At 59.9% G+C, this 19755-nt stretch carries 17 protein-coding genes, 1 tRNA gene and 1 pseudogene; 11 read left to right on the top strand and 8 right to left on the bottom strand.

Translation table 11 applies throughout. The annotated features are described in order from the left end of the window. The first annotated feature begins 23 nt into the window (after positions 1–23). Both J3D54_RS25835 and J3D54_RS30440 read left to right on the top strand, forming a co-directional pair. A complete protein-coding gene (locus J3D54_RS25835; RefSeq protein WP_253424485.1) occupies positions 24–536 on the top strand; it encodes a MarR family winged helix-turn-helix transcriptional regulator in 513 nt (170 codons plus the stop codon). A 194-nt stretch (positions 537–730) separates the two neighbouring features. Continuing rightward, positions 731–844 (top strand): annotated as a pseudogene (locus J3D54_RS30440) (N-acetyltransferase); the annotation flags it as partial. A 108-nt stretch (positions 845–952) separates the two neighbouring features. Here J3D54_RS30440 and J3D54_RS25830 read toward each other — a convergent pair. Further along, the gene (locus J3D54_RS25830; protein WP_253424481.1) at positions 953–1360 is read right to left on the bottom strand and encodes a helix-turn-helix domain-containing protein; all 408 of its coding nucleotides are present in this window, start codon (positions 1358–1360) and stop codon (positions 953–955) included. Positions 1361–1447: 87 nt separating this feature from the next. Here J3D54_RS25830 and J3D54_RS25825 point away from each other — a divergent pair, with 87 nt between their 5' ends. Continuing rightward, positions 1448–2302, top strand: coding sequence for an SDR family oxidoreductase (locus J3D54_RS25825; protein WP_253424478.1), 855 nt, complete (start codon positions 1448–1450; stop codon positions 2300–2302). 260 nt (positions 2303–2562) lie between these two features. Here the strand turns inward: J3D54_RS25825 and J3D54_RS25820 are convergent, their stop codons facing one another. Together J3D54_RS25820 and J3D54_RS25815 are read right to left on the bottom strand one after the other, a co-directional pair. Then, positions 2563–3993, bottom strand: a complete 1431-nt coding sequence (locus tag J3D54_RS25820; protein WP_253424476.1) for an IS1182 family transposase — start codon at positions 3991–3993, stop codon at positions 2563–2565. 276 nt (positions 3994–4269) lie between these two features. Further along, positions 4270–4357 (bottom strand) — tRNA-Ser (locus J3D54_RS25815). Positions 4358–4480: 123 nt separating this feature from the next. Between J3D54_RS25815 and J3D54_RS25810 the strand changes: the two genes are divergently transcribed. After that, positions 4481–5152, top strand: coding sequence for a Bax inhibitor-1/YccA family protein (locus tag J3D54_RS25810; protein WP_018927616.1), 672 nt, complete (start codon positions 4481–4483; stop codon positions 5150–5152). Between the two features lie 67 nt (positions 5153–5219). Here the strand turns inward: J3D54_RS25810 and J3D54_RS25805 are convergent, their stop codons facing one another. Both J3D54_RS25805 and J3D54_RS25800 read right to left on the bottom strand, forming a co-directional pair. After that, on the bottom strand, positions 5220–5552 hold the full coding sequence (locus J3D54_RS25805; RefSeq protein WP_253424473.1) for a YceK/YidQ family lipoprotein: 333 nt from the start codon (positions 5550–5552) through the stop codon (positions 5220–5222). Positions 5553–5609: 57 nt separating this feature from the next. Continuing rightward, the gene (locus tag J3D54_RS25800) at positions 5610–6047 is read right to left on the bottom strand and encodes an Lrp/AsnC family transcriptional regulator (protein ID WP_253424470.1); all 438 of its coding nucleotides are present in this window, start codon (positions 6045–6047) and stop codon (positions 5610–5612) included. 135 nt (positions 6048–6182) lie between these two features. Here J3D54_RS25800 and J3D54_RS25795 point away from each other — a divergent pair, with 135 nt between their 5' ends. After that, complete coding sequence (locus J3D54_RS25795) at positions 6183–7076, top strand: DMT family transporter (RefSeq protein WP_253424467.1); 894 nt, start codon at positions 6183–6185, stop codon at positions 7074–7076. Positions 7077–7085: 9 nt separating this feature from the next. Here the strand turns inward: J3D54_RS25795 and J3D54_RS25790 are convergent, their stop codons facing one another. Then, complete coding sequence (locus J3D54_RS25790; RefSeq protein WP_253426768.1) at positions 7086–8105, bottom strand: FUSC family protein; 1020 nt, start codon at positions 8103–8105, stop codon at positions 7086–7088. A 68-nt stretch (positions 8106–8173) separates the two neighbouring features. Next, entirely contained in the window at positions 8174–9799 is a 1626-nt protein-coding gene (locus J3D54_RS25785; protein ID WP_253424464.1) for an NADP-dependent glyceraldehyde-3-phosphate dehydrogenase, read from the bottom strand. Positions 9800–10013: 214 nt separating this feature from the next. Here J3D54_RS25785 and J3D54_RS25780 point away from each other — a divergent pair, with 214 nt between their 5' ends. The 6 genes from J3D54_RS25780 (at position 10014) to J3D54_RS25755 (ending at position 19026) form a co-directional block, all read left to right on the top strand. Then, on the top strand, positions 10014–10901 hold the full coding sequence (locus J3D54_RS25780; protein WP_253424461.1) for a Dyp-type peroxidase: 888 nt from the start codon (positions 10014–10016) through the stop codon (positions 10899–10901). 86 nt (positions 10902–10987) lie between these two features. Then, a complete protein-coding gene (gene lexA / locus J3D54_RS25775) occupies positions 10988–11605 on the top strand; it encodes a transcriptional repressor LexA (protein ID WP_253424458.1) in 618 nt (205 codons plus the stop codon). After that, positions 11605–12222: a translesion DNA synthesis-associated protein ImuA gene (gene imuA / locus J3D54_RS25770; RefSeq protein ID WP_253424455.1), complete on the top strand. Its 618-nt coding sequence runs from the start codon at positions 11605–11607 to the stop codon at positions 12220–12222. The genes lexA and imuA overlap by 1 nt, the downstream gene beginning before the upstream one ends. A 7-nt stretch (positions 12223–12229) precedes the next feature. Beyond that, positions 12230–13645 carry a DNA polymerase Y family protein gene (locus tag J3D54_RS25765; RefSeq protein WP_253424452.1) on the top strand — a complete coding sequence of 472 codons (1416 nt, stop codon included), beginning with the start codon at positions 12230–12232 and terminating at the stop codon, positions 13643–13645. Next, positions 13642–16719 (top strand): error-prone DNA polymerase, encoded by a 3078-nt coding sequence (locus J3D54_RS25760; RefSeq protein ID WP_253424449.1) that lies wholly within the window; start codon positions 13642–13644, stop codon positions 16717–16719. The genes J3D54_RS25765 and J3D54_RS25760 overlap by 4 nt, the downstream gene beginning before the upstream one ends. Positions 16720–16914: 195 nt before the next feature. Continuing rightward, complete coding sequence (locus J3D54_RS25755; RefSeq protein WP_253424446.1) at positions 16915–19026, top strand: PAS domain-containing sensor histidine kinase; 2112 nt, start codon at positions 16915–16917, stop codon at positions 19024–19026. 195 nt (positions 19027–19221) lie between these two features. On the opposite strand, the gene J3D54_RS25750 is transcribed toward J3D54_RS25755, so the two are convergent. Continuing rightward, entirely contained in the window at positions 19222–19743 is a 522-nt protein-coding gene (locus J3D54_RS25750; protein WP_253424443.1) for a DUF4142 domain-containing protein, read from the bottom strand. Positions 19744–19755: the final 12 nt, after the last annotated feature.

Raw genomic sequence — 19755 nt, 5'->3', positions numbered from 1 at the left:
AGATAAATCTTGAGGGGTAGAACATGACAACCGAACAACAGGCCGATGCGGTCGACATGATTCTTCGACAGTGGCGCCGCGAGCGTCCGGATCTGGACATCAGCCCCATGGGCACCATTGGCCGGGTCAAGCGCTGCTCGGCGCTGCTGCAGCGTGAACTGGATAAGGTCTTCAGCGCTTTCGGCCTGAGCGCCTGGGAGTTCGATGTGCTGGCCACCCTGCGTCGCGCCGGCGCGCCTCACTGCCTGGCGCCGACCGCGCTGTTCTTATCCTTGATGATCACCTCCGGCACCATGACCCGGCAGCTGCAGCAGCTGGAGGCCGCCGGCTGGGTCAGCCGCACGCCCAACCCCAGTGACGCGCGCAGCCTGCTGGTGCAATTGACCCCGGCCGGGCTGGAGCTGATCGACCGCGCGGTGACCGCCCATGTCGCCAACGAGGCGCGGATTCTGGCGCCTATAGCGGCGGCACAGCTGGCGCAGTTGGATGAGCGACTATCGGAGCTGTTGGCGGTCTTGGAACCGGCGACCGAGTGATTTCTAAAAACCTGTTTATGACCTGCTGCGCGTCGGCGATACCGCGTTAAAAACAGCCTCAGAATGCTCATTTACAGCCCGTAAACTGCGCCTCTTCGGTGCCTTCTCGCTCTAGCTCGCGAGATCGTAAACAGGTTCTAAGAGCGAGGTGACCGTCGGCTGTTTAGCGGCATGAACCACGTCAGAGTGCGCGGCTGTACTTGCACACCCACAGCCAGAGTAATTATTACACCAAGCTTGGCTGGGAGGTGTTGGAGCGCTTTGAGGCTTGGGGGAAAGAGCATTGCCTCATGTCACGGAGTTTATAGTCAAAGCCGATTTCACATTTCCGCCGCTGGTTTTTCATAAGCAGCAAAACTCTGACGTGACGTCTGCGTTTTCACACAGCCTGGACCCAAAGCGGCCCTTCGCGGAGGTCAGCTCTTTTCTGCGTCCGCGTTTTCACTCCTGAACTGCATAATCTCGGGCAGGTTGTTTTCAATCCAGTCGACCATTGCTTCTACCTTGGCCGCTGCTGCCTCTCCCAGGGGAGTCAACGTGTATTCCACATAGGGTGGCACTATCGGTCGAGAGAGCCGGTTGACGAGCCCATCGCCCTCCAATCCCTGGAGTGTCTGTGAAAGCATTTTCTCACTCACTCCACCGATTTTCCGACGCAGCTCACTAAAACGATGCGTGCCCCCCAATAAAACAACTAGCACCAGGACGCCCCAGCGGCTGGTCATATGCTTGAGGACCTCTCGCGAAGGGCAATCAGCATGCATAAGTTCGCCGCGACGTATTTTTTCGGAAACAAGGTGAGGGATATAATCTTGGCGGCTCATGATACTTACCTTTTTGTACGTACTTACTATTAGTTAGCCTGTGCCATAGGATGATCACTCCTCCCTTTGGAATCAAGGTGCTTCATTATGATTGCCGTCACAGGTGCTACCGGCCAATTGGGCCGTCTCGTTATCGATTCGCTGCTTAAAACCGTCAACCCACACGAAATCGTCGCGTTGGTGCGCGATCCACTCAAGGCGCAGGATCTTGGCGCGAAAGGCGTTAACGTCCGCCAAGCAGATTACAACCAGCCTGAAACCCTCGTTAGCGCCTTGGTCGGTGTTCAGCGTCTGCTGCTGATTTCGTCAAGCGAAGTCGGCCAGCGTACGGCACAACATCGTGCCGTCATTGAGGCGGCCAAATCTTCGGGCGTTCAACTTCTGGCGTACACCAGCATGCTGCATGCAGACAAGTCGACACTGGGCCTGGCTGTCGAGCACCGGGATACCGAACGGGCGTTGGTAGAGTCTGGATTAAATTACGTACTGCTGCGTAATGGTTGGTACAGCGAGAACTACACTGCCAGCGTGTCGCCTGCGGTCGAGCACGGAGCCATTCTGGGTAGTGCGCAAGAGGGTCGAATCTCCTCCGCAGCGCGAAAAGATTATGCTGACGCGGCAGCCGTTGTACTGACCAGCGAAGGTCAGGCAGGCAAGGTATACGAATTGGCAGGTGATGAGAGTTACTCGTTATCCGAACTGGCCACGGAAGTCGCCAAACAATCCGGTAAGACCGTTGTTTACAACGGTCTTCCACAAGAGCAATACAAGGCAGTACTCATTGGATTGGGCCTGCCGGCAGAGTTCGCAGGGCTGCTGGCTGATTCTGATGCCGCAGCAGCTAAAGGCGATCTGTTTGATGACTCTCGCCAACTGAGTGAGTTGTTGGGACGTCCAACGACCCCGATTACTCAATCCGTTAGCGCGGCGCTTAAGCACTAAAACTAGCCAGCAGCAGCAGCTTTGCTTAATGCTTCCAAGCCGCATTGAGCAAAGCCATCCACGCCAACCATCGAGGACCGGGTTGACCGTCTGCTTCTGGCCCAGAGTGTGTAAAAACGCTCATGGACTTCATCGTCGTGGAGCAGTGACATTCGTTGACTGAACGATCGCACGGTCATGTCACGGGCCATATCAGTCGTAGCCTGGAACACGCCAACGCTGTTTTTACAGCCTCTGGAATGGGCCAAAATCAGCCTTTTTCAGGCCGTCAGCGCTTTCATCAAACCGTTGGCACCAATGATTTTCATGACCCGTTTCAAGTTGTAGGCGAGAACATTCAAGCTCATCTCCGCACTCACTCCGGCCAGTTTTCGCGTCAGGAAGTGCGTCGCCCCCATCCATTGTTTGAGCGTCCCGAAGGGATGCTCAACCGTCCGTTTTCGGACGCGCATCATCTCTGGTACTTTGCTCAGCCGAAGCTGCATTTCCTCCAATACAGCTTCATGCTCCCAGCGTCGAACTCGTCGTTCCGTGCTCGGGGTGCATTGCGACTTCAACGCGCAGCCCTGGCATTTCGAACTCCAGTAACGATGCAAATTCAGGCCTTTTTCAACGTAGGAGTAGTGCCATATTAGCGCCTCGCCAGCGGGGCAAATGTATTCGTTTTTTGCCGCGTCATAGATGAAGGCATCGTTATTGAAACGCCCGTCAGCCTTGGCTCCAGAGGTCATCGGTTTGGACACATAGGCGGTGATACCGGCATCGTGACAAGCGAGGATTTGTTCGCTTTTGAAGTAACCTCGGTCAGCCACTACCGACAACGCATCTGACGCCATCGCCTCGCGGGCTTGCTTAGCCATCGAGCTGAGTTGATCGCGGTCGGAACCAACGTTGGTCACCTCATGCGCAACGATCAAATGGTGCTGCGTATCGACCGCTGTCTGCACGTTATAGCCAACAATTCCTGTGCCGCGCGTCATCATGGATCGGCTGTCTGGATCGGTCAGTGAGACCTGTTTATCCGGTGATTCATTGAGCTGAATTTCGATCGCCTGAAGCTCTTTCATTTGAATTTTGAGCTTGGCAATTTTCTCTTCCAGCCGTACGGCGCTGGGCTGGATAGCTGTTGGTTCTTGCCGATCAGCAGCATCGAGTGCCGTCAGGTAACGGTTGATGCTCGATTCAATTTCTTCCATTCGCCGCTTCAGTTTGGCGCTGGTGAAATTGCGGTCGCGGTTGTTGACGGCTTTAAATTTGCTGCCATCGATGGCGACCAGATGTTCTCCGAACACTCCCAACTGCTGACACAACACGACGAACTGGCGGCAGACGCCTCGGATGGCTTTGCTGTTGTCTTTTCGGAAGTTGGCGATGGTCTTGAAGTCCGGCATCAAACGCCCGGTCAACCACATCAGTTCGACGTTGCGTTGGGCTTCTCGCTCCAGGCGTCGGCTCGACTGGATGCGGTTGAGATAACCGTAGATGTAGATCTTCAACAAGACCGAGGGATGGTAAGCAGGTCGGCCAGTGTCGGCTGGAATGGCACCGTCAAAACCCAGTTTGACCAGGTCAAGTTCATCGACGAAGACGTCGACTACGCGCACCGGGTTGGTATCGCTGACGTAGTCGTCGAGACTCTCGGGAAGTAAGGTGCCTTGGCCTCGATGTTCACCTTGGATAAAGCGCTTCATGGGCGATCCCTGCGATGAAATCCTCAGAAATCATAGCAAGGGTTCACGAAGGCGTTTTTACACACTCTGGGCCGGAAGCTGCCTAATGCCCGCAGTCAATGCAACCAACGCGCTCTGCTTATGTGATTTGATTAGCGTGAACGTAACGGTGTCAGAAGGGCAGGGTTGCGGAAATGGCCGAAAAGATGCGGAAACGATCGATAGTGAGAGGAGCCAATTTCCCGAATGCCATAAACGACAAAGCCCTGAATAATCAGGGCTTTATCGTACATAAGATGGCGGAGGCGATGGGATTCGAACTCATGGACCTGTTACAGTCGACGGTTTTCAAGACCGTTGCCTTAAACCACTCGGCCACACCTCCGTTTGCGTTGCGGGCGCCATAATACCTGAATGAAACACACTGTCAAACTCTCTGCATGGCTTGTTACAGAGCGTCTGTTATGATCTTTGCGACTGAACGTTTCAAACCAACAGGAGTGTCGCCATGCGCGAACAGGATTACGCAGTTAATAACAGCGTGCAGGCTGAGCAGCTAGAGGTTAGCCGCGTCCTGCGCAACACTTACGGCCTACTCGCCCTCACCCTCGCATTCAGCGGCGTGATGGCGTTTGTCGCACAGCAGATGCGTGTCGGCTACCCGAATGTCTTCGTGGTGCTGATCGGTTTCTACGGCCTTTTCTTCCTCACCAACAAACTCCGTGACTCGGCATGGGGCCTGGTTTCTGCGTTCGCGCTGACCGGTTTCATGGGGTTCCTGCTCGGCCCGATCCTCAACCGCTACCTGGGCATGCAGGGCGGCGCGGAAGTGGTCAGTTCGGCCTTCGCGATGACCGCGCTGGTGTTCGGCGGCCTGTCGGCTTATGTGCTGATCACCCGTAAGGACATGAGCTTCCTGGGCGGTTTCATCACAGCCGGTTTCTTCGTGCTGCTGGGTGCGACGCTGGCGAGCTTCTTCTTCAAGATCAGCGGTCTGCAACTGGCGATCAGCGCAGGTTTCGTGCTGTTCTCCTCGGTCTGCATTTTGTTCCAGACCAGCGCCATCATTCACGGCGGCGAGCGCAACTACATCATGGCGACCATCAGCCTGTATGTATCGATCTACAACCTGTTCATCAGCTTGCTGCAACTGTTCGGCATCATGGGCCGCGATGATTGATCGCCAGCCTTGAGTAAAAAACCCGCTTCGGCGGGTTTTTTTTGTCTGGGAATCAGGGCGCCCAAGGTTATTCGGTAATGACAATGCTGCCATCGGCCTGCTGCCGATAAATGGTGTAGGGCAGGAGCATGGTGTCGAGAGCGCCGGAAATGACTACGTCGATCAGCACAAAGGGCGTGCCATTGTTGTACTTGTACTCATCGATGCCAGGGCCTGGAGTCGCATGCAGGCGGCAAAAGTCATAAGTCACGCCGCTATAGATCCGTGGAACCGCACCGCAGTAGGTTTTTTGTTCCTTGAGGCTCTTTGCCGCTGCTTCGTCACTACGCACCACTGTTTGGAACGTACCGCAACCTGCAAGCATCACCGCCGCCGCCAGTAACATGGCCTCAGTTTTCATACCGCCAATCCTTCGCCGGAAAAACACCAATCTACGCCTTTGCGAACAAAACGGCACTCACGTCATCGGTGGTAGCCGGCGCTTGACCGGGGTCTTCTTGACGATGGCGGTGCTGGTTTCGGCGTGGGCATTGAGGCGGTCAAGAAGGGTGTCCAGTTGTTCCATTGAGCGCACATGCAGGCGGGCGATGAAGCAGTCGTCGCCGGTGACTTTGTCGCACTCGGTAAATTCGGGGATCGCCTGAATCTGCCGCTCCACCTCCTGCAACTGGCCTGGCAACGGGCGGATGCGGACGATGGCCTGGAGTTGATAGCCGAAGCATTTGGGGTCGACTTCGACGGTGTAGCCCTTGAGTACGCCGCGTTCTTCGAGGCGGCGCAGGCGCTCGGCAACGCTGGGCGAGGACAGGCCGCTGATCTGTGCCAGGGCCTTGAGCGAGCGGCGGGAGTCTTCCATCAATGCGCTGATCAACACTTGGTCGATGTCATCGGTCATAGCGAACCCCCTGTTAGGCAATCGGCTGGATAAGCCTTGATAAAAAAGGCAGATGCCGAGTTTAGCCTGCTTTTTGCGCTGGAGAAGCCCCCCGGTGGATTGGCATACTTTGGCCTCAAACACAGGAGGTTGATGATGGACAAAACACTACGTCGCGGCTCATTCGAGATGACCGCCGCCATGCTGATTTCCGGGACCATTGGCTGGTTCGTGCTGGTGTCCGGGCAACCGGTGCTGGACGTGGTGTTCTGGCGCTGCGTGTTCGGTGCCGCCACCTTGTTGCTGATCTGCGCGGCGTTCGGCTTTCTGCGCCCTGGCATTTTGACGTCCACCACGTTCTTGCTGGCCGTACTGAGCGGTGTGGCGATTGTCGGTAACTGGGTGTTGTTATTCGCGTCCTACTCTCGCGCCTCGATTGCCATCGGCACAGCGATTTATAACGTCCAGCCGTTCATGCTGGTGGGGCTGGCTGCACTGTTTCTGGGGGAGAAGATCACCCTGCAAAAGCTGTTCTGTCTGGGCATTTCGTTTCTCGGGATGTTGGCGATTGTCAGTGCGCATGGCGAGCAAGGCGAGGGTGGCAACGATTACCTGATGGGGATTGCTCTGGCGCTGGGTGCTGCCTTCCTGTACGCGATTGCCGCGTTGATCATCAAGCGTCTGACCGGCACGCCACCGCATCTGATCGCGTTGGTCCAGGTGTGCACCGGCGTGCTATTGCTCGCACCTTTTGCGCATTTTTCGGCGCTGCCGCAAGCGCCCAGTGCCTGGGCCAGCCTGGTGACCCTGGGCATCGTGCATACCGGTTTGATGTATGTGCTGCTCTACGGCGCGATTCAAAAGCTGCCGACGGCCCTGACCGGCGCGCTTTCATTCATCTACCCGATTGCGGCGATTTTCGTCGACTGGTTCGCCTTCGGCCATCGTCTGGAGCCGCTGCAATGGATCGGTGTTGTCGCGATTCTGTTGGCTGCCGCCGGTATGCAACAGGGTTGGGGACTGAAGCTGCGGCGGGTGGCTACGCAATAAACGGACCTCTCAGATGTTCCAGCGCGGTGCGGTCCTCGCCAGGCGCTGGCGCATCTCGCCGATGTTCGCGGTCAATTGTCGGGTCAACAATCGGTAGCCATCCAGCGGACTGTAGACCGGCGCATCGAGCGTGGAGTCCAATGGCGGTTCGGCTGGCCGGTCGAGCCGTTGTGAAACGCCCGATTTCAATGCCCGAGCCATACCGATCAGTTGCACCCGGATCTGTCGGTGCTCGGTTTTCAATGTCGATTGCAGATGGGCCATTGCCTCAGAGTCATCGGCATTCGGCCGGCTATTGCCGAGGATTTCCAGGATGCTGACGCACATCCGCAGATTGCGCTGAATCGCATCGAGTTCGGTCATGGAAACCCGCACTTCCTTGGACACCGAGGGCATCAGTGAGCGCAGTTGCACCATGACTGCGTTCAAGCGATTCATGAGCTTCAGGTGCTCGTCAGCGGTGACGGATTCGCCGTTGATGATACGGCCGTAGATTGCCGCGCAGTCACGCAACGCATCGGCCAGGTTGTAGCGCCAGGAGTACACCGCGTATAGCGGCAGGGCGAAGGAGAAGGCCAGTGCCAGGGCGATGCCGATCAGAATATCCACCCCGCGCCACAGGCCATCGGTGACCGGGTTGTCACCGTGCCCCGCAACGATAAATACGGTGATCGCCGACAGCAGCGCGGTATAACCACCCTTGCCGATGGCGTGGTACGAGAAAAATCCGCACACCACCGACATTGCGAAATAGGTCAGCCACGGCATCCCGAGCCAGGCCTGTTGCGCCACCAGCAACAAGCCGACACCGGCCCCGATCAAGGTGCCGATGGCTCGCTCGGCGGCTTTTTTGCCGATATTGCCGTGGTGCTGCAAGCCGCCGATCACCACCAGCATGGTCACCGACGCCCATTCGCCGTGGGGCAGATGGATGCCGGTGGTCAGCAGGATCGTCGCCAGCAATCCCAGCGAAACCCGCACCGCATGGATCAGTTTGGCGTGGCGGTAGCGCCGGTACGGGTCCAGCAATGGACGCAGTATTCGGCGCAACAGCGGTGGCAGTCGAAGGCCTTTGATGATGCTCAGGTTTGGTGTCCTCAGAAAATATAGTCGGTGGTCAGGAAGCTCGAGTTCCGGCCGCTGATGATCTCGCTGAGAAGCTCCTTGCTGCTTTCCTGGAACTTGGTCGCCACCAGGGTCCGGATCGAAAACACCCGCAGCGCATCGTGCACCGACAGCGTGCCCTCGGCGGAGTTCTTGCGACCGTTGAACGGATAAGTGTCCGGGCCGCGCTGGCACTGGGCGTTGAGGTTGATCCGGCCGACCTGGTTGGCGAAGGTATCCACCAGCCTGCCGACTGCCACCGGGTTGGTACCGAAGATGCTCAATTGCTGGCCGAAGTCCGATTCCAGGACGTAATCGATCACCGTGTCCAGATGACGGTAAGGCACGATCGGCACCACCGGACCGAACTGTTCTTCCTGGTAGACGCGCATTTGCGGGGTCACCGGGAACAACACGGCCGGGTAGAAGAACGATGCCCGGGACTCACCACCATTGGGGTTGACCACGGCGGCGCCTTTGCTGGCGGCATCTGCCATCAGGGTGTGCAGGTAATCGACCTTGCCTGATTCCGGCAATGGCGTCAGGGCCACGCCACTGTCCCACGGCATGCCGGGTTTGAGGCTCGCGAGTTTGGCGTTGAATTTCTCGATGAATGCCTCGACCACGTCTTCGTGGACGAAAAGGATTTTCAGCGCGGTGCAGCGCTGACCGTTGAACGACAGGGAGCCGGTAACGGCTTCGCTGACCGCGTTGTCCAGATCGACCTCCGGCAGAACGATGCCGGGGTTCTTCGCATCCAGGCCCAGTGCCGCGCGCAAGCGGTGAGGCCTTGGGTGGAGCTTTTTCAGGTCGCTGGCGGCCTTGTTGGTGCCGATAAACGCAAAGATATCGATCTTGCCGCTGGCCATCAGGGCGCTGACGGTCTCGCGACCACTGCCGTAAATGACGTTGATCACCCCGGCCGGGAAACTGTCGCGAAAGGCTTCCAGCAGCGGGCGAATCAACAGCACCCCAAGCTTGGCCGGCTTGAACACCACGGTGTTGCCCATGATCAGCGCCGGAATCAGCGTGGTGAAGGTTTCATTCAGTGGGTAGTTATAAGGCCCCATGCACAACGCCACGCCCAGCGGAACGCGGCGGATCTGGCCGAGGGTGTCCTGTTCCAGTTCGAAGCGGCTGGAGCGGCGGTCGAGTTCCTTGAGGGCGTTGATGGTGTCGACGATGTAGTCGCAGGTGCGGTCGAACTCTTTCTCCGAGTCCTTGAGGTTCTTGCCGATCTCCCACATCAGCAACTTGACCACGGCCTCGCGCTGTTCACGCATACGACCGAGGAAGGTTTCGACATGCTGGATACGCTCGGCCACGCGCATAGTCGGCCAGAGACCCTGGCCCCGGTCATAGGCGCGGACAGCCGCGTCGAGCGCGGTCAGTGCGGTGTCGGCATCGAGCAGCGGCGTGCTGCCGAGGATCACTTGTTCGTCGCCATTCGCGCCGCTCAGGTACACCGGGCTGCGGACTTGGGCGAGGGGGCCGGACCAGGTCTTCAGTTCGCCGTCGACCAGATATTCACGCTGTTCGGTCTGGCCGTTGAGGCGGTACTTTTCCGGGATGCTGTCGGCGGTGGGAAACAGGTTGCCAAGGATCGATGCTGTGGTCATGTCGCTACCCCGTCTGGATTGGGTGATGCACTGATGAATCGTTTTAGCAGACCTCGGCCTGGCTTGTCATGACTCATCTTATGGTTTTTTGGCTCGATGTTGTGGATCGCGTATTTGTCGTCTCATCCACTCATGAAAGCCGATCTTTTGCCTGTGAGAACACACAAGTAATGATCCCCCGGTTAAACTTCACGCTCTTTCTAAAGGAGTTCATATGAGTTACTACCAGCCGGGCATCCTCGCCACCCCAGTTCCGCCTCAAGCTCGTCATATGTTCTTCGCCCTCGAATCCGCCGAGGCACTGCCGGCGGCGCTGGATAACCTGACGCGCCTGGTGGACGGAAAATCGGCGGTGGTCGGTTTCGGCGAATCCCTGGTCAAGGCGCTGCACGCGCAGATCGACGGCTTGCGCGCCTTTCCTGCGCTGGTCGGTGTCGGTGTCGACAACCCGTCGACCCAACACGCGCTCTGGTGCTGGCTGCACGGTGTTGACCGTGGCGAATTGCTCAATCGCAGCCACGCGATCGAAGCCGCGCTGGCACCGGCCCTGCGTCTGGTGCAGATGAACGAAACCTTCCGGCACATGACCGGCCACGACCTGACCGGTTACGAAGACGGCACCGAAAACCCTCACGACGAAGCCGCTGTAGCCGCTGCGCTACTGGGCGAGGGCGCTGAGGGGCTGGTCGGTGGCAGCTTCGCCGCGATCCAGCAGTGGCAGCATGATTTGAAAGGTTTCCACGCGATGCCGTCCCACGAGAAGGACAACATCATGGGCCGGCGCCTGAGCGACAACGAAGAGCTCGACGACGCTCCGATCTCCGCCCACGTCAAACGCACCGCCCAGGAAAGCTTCGCACCTGAAGCCTTTGTGGTCCGTCGCTCAATGCCGTGGATCGAAGGCGATCGCGCCGGCCTGATGTTCCTGGCGTTCGGTTTTTCCCTCGATGCATTCGAAGCCCAACTGCGGCGCATGAGCGGTCTGGAAGACGGCATTACCGACGGCTTGTACCGCATCAGCCGACCGATCACTGGTGGCTACTACTGGTGCCCGCCGCTCCAGGACGGCTGCCTTGACCTGCGCGCATTGCGCATCGGCTAAATATCGGACCGCAGCCTTCGGCAAGGCATCACGTACAGGGCAGATGTCGAGCAAGTCCTTGCCAGGAAAAAGCCGGAGGAGTACAAATGTACTCCATGACGACTTTAACTCCCCGCCGTACCGCCATCTTGACCTTCATCCGCGATCGCATCGCCGAACACGGTCAGCCCCCGAGCCTCGCTGAAATCAGCGAGGCCTTCGGTTTCGCCTCCCGTAGCGTGGCGCGCAAGCACGTGCTGGCGCTGACCGAGGCGGGTTTCATCGAGGTCAATCCGCATCAGGCACGTGGCATCCGCTTATTGAACCAGCCGCCGCGGCCCGAGCTGCTGGACGTTCCGGTACTGGGCCGCGTGGCGGCCGGTGCGCCGATCGGTGCCGATGCCGAGGTCCACAGCCGTTTGCTGCTCGATCCGTCGATCTTCTCGCGAGCGCCGGATTACATGCTGCGGGTCCAGGGTGATTCGATGATCGAGGACGGCATCCTCGACGGCGATCTGGTGGGTGTGCGGCGCAATCCCGAAGCGCTCAACGGCCAGATCGTGGTGGCGAGGCTCGACGGCGAAGTCACCATCAAGCGTTTCGAGCGGGTCGGCGATGCTGTTCGCCTGTTACCGCGCAATCCGGCTTACCAGCCGATCATTGTTCGAGCTGATCAGGACCTGGCCATCGAAGGCGTGTTCTGCGGCTTGGTGAGGCAAGGGTGATGGGCGCCGTCGTTGCGCTGGATACGCTGTTCAATGGCGGCCAGGTCTGGAAGGGCCGGCCTGCGTCACCGACCGTCAGCCCGCAACCCACGGGGCATGCAGCACTGGATGCGGCCTTGCCGAGCGGTGGCTGGCCGGAAGCGGCGCTGAGTGAAATCCTCCTGGCGGGGCAGGGCGTGGGTGAGTTGCAACTGGTATGGCCGACGCTGGCGCGGTTGTCGGCGGCGGGCGAGCGCATCGTGCTGGTGGCGCCGCCTTACGTGCCGTATCCCCAGGCCTGGCAGAACGCCGGGGTCGATCTGCGCCAGTTGTCGATCATCCAGGCCAGCGAGCGCGATGCGCTGTGGGCGGCGGAACAATGCCTGCGTTCGGGCAGTTGCGGGGCGGTGTTGTGTTGGCCGCACAAGGCCGACGACCGGGCGTTGCGACGTTTGCAGGTGGCGGCCGAAACCGGCCAGACCCTGGCGTTCGCCTATCGCTCGCTCAGTGAAGCCATCAACCCGTCGCCAGCGGCCCTGCGCATCGCCATCGATGCCAAGCCTGCTCAGTTGCGAGTGCTCAAGTGCCGGGGCGGGCTGGCCCGTTCGGCGCCGATTGCCTTTGCCGTGGGGCATTGAGGTTGCCATGCGCTGGGTTTGCATTGTCTTCCCGCAATTGGCGCTGGACGCGGTACTGCGTCAGCGCCCCGACCCCGAGGAGCCGCTGGCGCTGCTGACCGGCCCGGCCCAGCGTCGGGTGCTGCAGGCGGTCAACGGCTCGGCGCGGGCGCTGGGTTTGCGACCCGGTCAGTCGATGACTGCCGCCCAGGCGCTGAGCAAAGGGTTCGTCACCGCCGAATACGATGCCGCCGAAATCGAACATTGGCAGCAGTTCCTGGCCGCCTGGGCCTATCGGTTCAGCTCCCAGGTCAGCGTGCATTACCCGCGCGCCGTGGTGTTTGAAATCGAATCCAGTCTGGGCTTGTTCGGGCCCTGGCCGCAGTTCGAGGCGCGGCTGCGCGCCGAGCTCACTGAGCTGGGGTTTCGCCATCGGATTGTCGCCGCGCCCAACCCGGTGGCGGCGCGGGTGCTGGCCAACGTTTATGACGGTCTGGTGGTGCCGGACAATGACGCCTTGCAGCATCACCTGGGGCAGTTGCCCGTCGACCGGATCGCCCTGGAGCCCAGCGTTGCCACAACGTTATCGCGCATGGGGCTGCGCACCTTGAGTCAGGTGCAGGCGTTGCCCCGGCATAGTCTGGCCCGGCGTTTCGAGGCCCAGGTGCTCAAGCATCTGGACAGCCTGTTCGGTGAACGGCGGCTGGCGCTGGCGTTTTACCTGCCACCGGACCGTTTCGATGTGCGCATCGAGCTCAACTTCGATGTGCAATCCCATCAGGCATTGTTGTTTCCTTTAAGACGATTGACTGGCGATCTGTCGGCGTTCCTCTGCGGCCGAGACAGCGGTGTGCAACGTTTCGATTTGCACCTGGAGCACGCGGGGTTGCCGGACACCGTGATCAAGGTCGGCCTTCTCAGCGCCGAGCGCGATCCGGCGATGCTGTTCGAACTGGCCCGAGGACGTCTGGAACAAGTCAAGGTCGAGGCGCCGGTGCGCGGTTTTCGTCTGCGCGCTGAAGATCTACCAGCCTTCGTGCCCCAGCGTCAGGAACTGTTCGACGACCGTCCGCAGCAATCCTTGCCCTGGGAGCAACTGCGCGAACGCTTGCGCGCACGGCTGGGGGATGACGCGGTACAGGGCTTGCGCTTCCAGGCCGATCACCGGCCGGAATGCGCGTGGCAGACCACTGTCGACAGCCAGGCCTGCGGGGGGCTGCCTGCGGTGCAACGTCCGGGCTGGTTGCTGACTGAACCGCAGGCGGTACACGAAGGCTCGACGCGCATTCTCATGGGGCCGGAGCGCATCGAGTCCGGCTGGTGGGACGGCGACGACGTGCGCCGCGATTACTACCTGATCGAGACCCGTTCCGGCCAGCAGGGCTGGGCCTACCGGGCGGTGGGTGAATATGGCCCGTTGTGGCTGCAAGGCTGGTTCGCATGAGCGTCGACTATGCCGAGCTGCATTGCCTGTCGAACTTCAGTTTTCAGCGCGGTGCTTCCAGTGCGCTTGAGCTTTTTCAACGGGCGAAAAAGCAGGGCTATCAAGCGCTGGCAATCACCGACGAATGCACGCTGGCGGGTATCGTCCGTGCCTGGCAGGCATCCAAGGCCGTGGAGCTGCCGCTGATCATCGGCAGCGAAATGCGCATCGAAGGCGGCCCGAAACTGGTACTGCTGGTGGAAAACCTCGAGGGTTACCAAACCCTGTGCCGACTGATCACCCGCGCCAGACGCCGCACGCAGAAAGGCCAGTATCAAGTGCTGCGGGAGGACTTCAGCGAGCCGTTGCCGGGGCTGTTGGTGTTGTGGGCGCCTGACGCCGTTGATGACTTTGCGCAGGGCCACTGGCTGAAGCAGACCTTCGCCGAGCGCCTGTGGCTGAGCGTTCAGTTACATCGCGGGCAGGACGACACTCGGCGACTGGAGGCGCTGCTGACCCTGGCGCGGGAGCTGCGAATCCCGGCGGTGGCCAGCGGCGATGTGCACATGCACACCCGGGGCCGGCGCGCCTTGCAGGACACCATGACCGCGATCCGCCATCACCTGCCGGTGGCCGAGGCCGGGTTGCGTTTGCACCCTAATGGTGAACGGCATTTGCGCAGCTTCGACGATTTGCGCGATCTCTACCCGCAGACATTGCTCGACGAGACCCTGAACATCGCCCGACGCTGTACTTTCGACCTCAGTCAGTTGCGCTATCAATATCCCCGGGAGCTGGTTCCCGACGGTCACACGGCCGCGTCCTGGCTGCGGGCGTTGGCTGAAAAAGGCATTCAGTGGCGCTGGAAAAAAAGCCCCAAGGCCGAGGTGTTGGCGCAGATCGACAAGGAACTGGAGCTGATAGCCGAGCTGGGGTACGAGAGTTATTTCCTGACGGTTCACGACATTGTGAATTTCGCCCACCAGCAACACATTCTTTGTCAGGGCCGCGGTTCTGCCGCCAATTCGGCGGTGTGCTTCGTGCTGGGGATCACCGAGATCGACCCGGATCGGAGCACGCTGCTGTTCGAACGCTTTCTCTCCAGGGAGCGCAACGAACCGCCGGATATCGACGTGGATTTCGAGCACGAGCGGCGCGAAGAAGTCCTGCAGTATGTGTTTCAGCGTTATGGCCGGGCTCGTGCGGCGCTGACGGCGGTGGTCAGCACTTACCACGGTGCCGGCGCAGTACGCGACGTGGCCAAGGCGTTGGGTTTGCCGCCGGATCAGGTCAACGCTCTGGCCGACTGTTGCGGCCACTGGAGTGATCAGGCGCCGCCCGTCGAGCGTCTGCGTGAAGGTGGTTTCGATCCCGATAGCCCGGTGTTGCGCCGAGTGCTGAGCCTGACCCAACAGTTGATCGGTTTTCCCCGGCACCTGTCCCAGCACCCAGGCGGTTTTGTGATTTCCGAGCAGCCTCTGGACAGCCTGGTGCCGGTGGAAAATGCCGCCATGGCCGAGCGCACCATCATCCAGTGGGACAAGGACGATCTGGATGCGGTCGGGCTGCTCAAGGTCGATATTCTGGCGCTGGGCATGCTCAGCGCGATTCGCCGTTGTTTCGATCTGCTGCGTCGGCACCGGGGCCGTGACCTGAGCCTGGCGACGGTGCCGGCCGAAGACCCGCAAACCTACGAGATGATCGGCCATGCGGACACCATTGGGGTGTTCCAGATCGAGTCCAGGGCACAGATGTCGATGTTGCCCAGGCTCAAACCCAAGAACTTCTACGATTTGGTGATCGAGGTGGCGATCGTTCGTCCGGGGCCGATTCAGGGCGGGATGGTGCATCCCTATCTGCGGCGGCGTAAGGGCGAAGAAGAGGTGAAATACCCGTCGAAAGAGCTTGAAGCGGTGCTCAAGCGCACCCTGGGCGTGCCGCTGTTCCAGGAGCAGGTGATGCAGATTGCGATTGTTGCCGCCGACTACAGCCCCGGCGAGGCCGATCAATTACGCCGTTCCATGGCCGCGTGGAAACGCCATGGCGGACTGGAGCCACACAAGGAACGCCTGGCGGACGGCATGAGGAAAAACGGCTACACGGCGGAGTTTGCCGCGCAGATCTTCGAGCAGATCAAAGGTTTCGGCGATTACGGTTTTCCCGAGTCCCACGCCGCCAGTTTCGCCTTGCTGACCTACGCCAGTTGCTGGTTGAAATGCCACGAGCCGGCGGCTTTTGCCTGTGCGCTGATCAACAGCTGGCCCATGGGTTTCTACAGCCCGGACCAGATTCTCCAGGACGCCCGCCGCCATCATTTGCAGATTCGCCCCGTGGATGTGCGGGCCAGCGACTGGGATTGCAGCCTGGAACCGATCACCGGCGCGCAGCCGGCGATTCGCATGGGGCTGCGGATGATCAAGGGCTTTCGCGAAGATGATGCCCGGCGCATCGAGATGGCAAGATCGAAAGGGGCGTTTGCCGACATCGCTGACCTTGGCGAGCGGGCACGACTCGATGCCCGCGCCCAGGAACAACTGGCCGATGCCGGTGCACTGCGTGGGCTGGCCGGTGATCGGCATCGGGCGCGCTGGGAGGTGGCGGGGGTGCAGAAGCAGCTCGGTTTGTTTGCCGGTCTGCCGAGTCAGGAAGAGCCGGCGGTGGATCTGCCCAAACCTACTGTGGGCGAAGACTTGCAAGCCGATTACGCCAGTGTCGGCACCACTCTCGGCCCACATCCACTGGCGTTGCTGCGGGCGGAACTCAAAGCCCGACGCTGTCGCAGCTCCAGGGAATTGCTGGCGGTCGAGCATGGGCGTCCGGTCAGCGTTGCCGGGCTGGTCACCGGTCGGCAGCGTCCGGGAACCGCCAGCGGTGTGACCTTCGTGACGCTTGAAGACGAGTTCGGCAACGTCAACGTGGTGGTCTGGCGCGATCTGGCCGAACGGCAACGACAGGTATTGGTCGGCTCGCAATTGCTCAAGATCGATGGGCGCTGGGAAAAGGTGGGCGAGGTGCGGCACCTGATTGCCGGACGCTTGAGCGACCTGAGTTCATTGCTCGACGGTATCCATGTGCGCAGCCGGGATTTCCGCTGACCCTGCGACATTGATACGTACGTAGGAGGCAACCACGTTTGCCGAAATACGGCCCCGACAAGCGCCGGTTGAGAATCAGCTATACCTCTATGAAACCATTGGCGTTGGCAGTGCTCGAAACAGACGGGCAGGCAGCGTCTCCTCATGCTGTTGCACTGCCTGAAAACATGTCATTCACAGGACATAGGCCAGTCGATGCAGTTTCTAGACAATAGCCACGGATGTACCGGCTGGAGCGGCGAAATGGCCGAACGCATTCGTGCGTTCGACTGGAACCTGACCGAGCTTGGGCGCATCGACACCTGGCCCGGGAGCCTGTGCAGCGCGGTGCAGTTACTGCTCGCTTCACCGCTGCCGATGGTGATGCTGTGGGGGCGCCCCGGTTACATGATCTATAACGACGCCTACTCAAGATTTGCCGGTGGGCGTCATCCTTACCTGCTGGGTTCCCCGGTGGAACTGGGCTGGCCGGAGGTCGCCGAATTCAATCGGCATGTGGTGGACACCTGCCTTGCGGGCGGCACCTTGTCCTATCACAACAAAGCACTGGTGCTGCTGCGCGATGGCGTGCCCGAAGACGTCTGGATGGACCTTTACTACAGCCCGGTCGCCAATGATGACGGGTGTCCCGCCGGGGTCATGGCGATGGTGGTTGAAACCACTGACCATGTGATTTCCGAACGCCGACGCCAGGAAGCCGAAAACGCCTACCGCGCCGACAATGAAAGGGTTCGCCTGGCCCTCAATGCCGGGGCTTTGCTCGGCTCGTTCGTCTGGGACATCAAGGCTGATGTGTTGTCTGCCGACGAACGATTCGCCCGCACGTTTTCCTACCCGCCCGATCAGGACCTGGCCAACCTGTCACCGGCCATCGCCCAAATGCAGATTCATCCCGACGATCGCAGCTGGGTTCAGGAGCGAATCAACCAATCGGTGGAAACCGGCATGCCCTATAACGCCGAATACCGGGTTCTGCGTCCCGATGGCAGTTACTTGTGGGTGCTCGCCAGCGGCTGTTGCGAGTTCAACAGGCAAGGTGAACCCTTCCGCTTTCCCGGGGTGTTGATCGACATCCATGAACGCAAGATTGCCGAAGAGTCCTTGCTCAAGTTCACCCGCAACCTGGAGCAGCGAGTCGCTGATGAAGTCGACGCGCGGCTAGCTGCAGAAGAACAATTGCGTCAATCACAGAAGCTCGAAGCCATCGGCGGTCTTACCGGGGGCGTGGCCCATGACTTCAACAACCTGTTGCAGGTGATTGCCGGCAACCTGCATTTGCTGGCGCGTCACGAACCGGACAACGCCAACGTGCAACGCCGGGTCGGCGCCTCGATTGCCGCAGTCGAGCGCGGGGCCAAATTGTCTTCGCAATTGCTCGCCTTTGCCCGTCGTCAGCCCTTGTCGCCGGCCGTATGCGACCCACGGCAGATCTTCGAAAACCTCGGGGAATTATTGCAGCGAGCGCTGGGAGAGATGATCCAGATCAAGGTGTCCGCACCTGACGATCCATGGCACCTCTTTGTGGACTGCAATCAACTGGAAAACGCCATTCTCAACCTCACGATCAACGCCCGGGATGCCATGAAAGGCGAGGGGACCATTGCCCTGAGTGCCGAGAACATCGTCCTCGACCGCAAGTTTTGCGCCGGCAAGGGGATCGTCGCGGGCGATTATGTCTGCGTGACGGTGGCTGACTCGGGCGTCGGCATGCCGCCGCAAGTGGTTGCGCAGGCCTTCGAACCGTTTTTCACCACCAAGGCTGACGGCCAGGGCACCGGCCTTGGGTTGAGCATGGTGTTCGGCTTCGTCAAACAGAGCGGCGGGCATATCGAGATTGCAAGCGTCGTCGGGCAAGGCACCCGGGTGCAGCTGTATTTCCCTCGCAGCTTGCGCCCGTTGCCTGATGAAACAATGCGCCATGCTCCGCAGCACCGGGGCGGGCATGAAACCGTTCTGATGGTCGAGGACGACGAAGCGGTGCGCAGTTCGGTCGTGGACTTATTGCGCGAAGAGGGCTATCAGGCCCTGACCGCGGCCAACGGTGACCTGGCGATGCAGATGTTGCTGGACGGCGTAGCGGTGGACCTGATCTTCACCGACGTGGTCATGCCCGGCTTGATCAAAAGCTCGGACCTGGCCGCCTGGGCCAAGGTGCAGAATCCTCCTGTGGCCGTGCTGTTCACCTCCGGCCATACCCGGGACATCATTTCGCGCAATCACCAACTCAGCCCCGATACTTATCTGCTGAGTAAACCTTATGGTCCTGAAGCACTGTTGCGCATGATCCGCAGCGTGCTGGGTGGCTGATTCTGGATTTGCATTGACTGGGCAATTCATGTGGGAGCGGGCTTGTGTGGCGAGGGGGCTTGCCCCCGTTCGAGTGCGCAGCGCTCGCAGGTCCTGGGTCCGCTGCACGGCCCAACGGGGGCAAGCCCCCTCGCCACAGGCTCGTTCCCACAAGATCGCACGCCTTGACTGACTGGCCTCAAGGCTTGGGGCTACTTATTTATCGGGATGAGCCGCCTGGAGTTTTTTCGCCATGTCCAGGTGCTTTTCCAGCGTCGGCAACATTTTTTGCGCGAACGCCTTGAACTCAGTGGCGCCTTTGACTCTGTCGTCGGTCACCGTATTGGCTTCTTTCTTGAACCGTTCAATGGTTTCTTCGTGGGCCTTCACTTGATTGTTGGCATAAGCCGTGTCGAAGGACTTATCGCGCAGATCAAGAATTTTCTCCTTGGCCTGTTTGACCAGCGTCGTCGTGTCCGGCACCTTGATGTCATGCTTTTTCGCCAGTGCCGCCAGTTCCTCGTTGGCCTTGGAATGATCGGTGACCATCATCTTGGCAAACGCCTTGATGTCGGCCGATGAGCTTTTTTCCAGGGCCAGTTTGCTGGTCTCGACTTCCGCAATGCCACCTGCGGCTGCGTCATCGACAAAGTCGTTGGAGGTGGCGGCAAAAGCCGTGCCCATACCGGTGCTCAAGGCTACGGCCAAGGCGAGGTGGCGCAGGGTGAATCCGTCCATTGATCGTTCTCC

The sequence above is a fragment of the Pseudomonas sp. GGS8 genome (genome assembly GCF_024168645.1).
Lineage (GTDB): Bacteria > Pseudomonadota > Gammaproteobacteria > Pseudomonadales > Pseudomonadaceae > Aquipseudomonas.
The sequence above is the reverse complement of the archived record's forward strand: the minus strand, read 5'-3'. Positions and strand labels throughout refer to the sequence as shown.

Coding starts and splice junctions, on each gene's coding strand:
- J3D54_RS25760 (WP_253424449.1), top strand. CDS start 13,642: ATGAGCGTCGACTATGCCGAGCTGCATTGCCTGTCGAACTTCAGTTTT.
- J3D54_RS25810 (WP_018927616.1), top strand. CDS start 4,481: ATGCGCGAACAGGATTACGCAGTTAATAACAGCGTGCAGGCTGAGCAG.
- J3D54_RS25830 (WP_253424481.1), bottom strand. CDS start 1,360: ATGAGCCGCCAAGATTATATCCCTCACCTTGTTTCCGAAAAAATACGT.
- J3D54_RS25765 (WP_253424452.1), top strand. CDS start 12,230: ATGCGCTGGGTTTGCATTGTCTTCCCGCAATTGGCGCTGGACGCGGTA.
- lexA (WP_253424458.1), top strand. CDS start 10,988: ATGTACTCCATGACGACTTTAACTCCCCGCCGTACCGCCATCTTGACC.
- J3D54_RS25795 (WP_253424467.1), top strand. CDS start 6,183: ATGGACAAAACACTACGTCGCGGCTCATTCGAGATGACCGCCGCCATG.
- J3D54_RS25800 (WP_253424470.1), bottom strand. CDS start 6,047: ATGACCGATGACATCGACCAAGTGTTGATCAGCGCATTGATGGAAGAC.
- J3D54_RS25820 (WP_253424476.1), bottom strand. CDS start 3,993: ATGAAGCGCTTTATCCAAGGTGAACATCGAGGCCAAGGCACCTTACTT.
- J3D54_RS25835 (WP_253424485.1), top strand. CDS start 24: ATGACAACCGAACAACAGGCCGATGCGGTCGACATGATTCTTCGACAG.
- J3D54_RS25750 (WP_253424443.1), bottom strand. CDS start 19,743: ATGGACGGATTCACCCTGCGCCACCTCGCCTTGGCCGTAGCCTTGAGC.
- imuA (WP_253424455.1), top strand. CDS start 11,605: ATGGGCGCCGTCGTTGCGCTGGATACGCTGTTCAATGGCGGCCAGGTC.
- J3D54_RS25825 (WP_253424478.1), top strand. CDS start 1,448: ATGATTGCCGTCACAGGTGCTACCGGCCAATTGGGCCGTCTCGTTATC.
- J3D54_RS25780 (WP_253424461.1), top strand. CDS start 10,014: ATGAGTTACTACCAGCCGGGCATCCTCGCCACCCCAGTTCCGCCTCAA.
- J3D54_RS25805 (WP_253424473.1), bottom strand. CDS start 5,552: ATGAAAACTGAGGCCATGTTACTGGCGGCGGCGGTGATGCTTGCAGGT.
- J3D54_RS25785 (WP_253424464.1), bottom strand. CDS start 9,799: ATGACCACAGCATCGATCCTTGGCAACCTGTTTCCCACCGCCGACAGC.
- J3D54_RS25755 (WP_253424446.1), top strand. CDS start 16,915: ATGCAGTTTCTAGACAATAGCCACGGATGTACCGGCTGGAGCGGCGAA.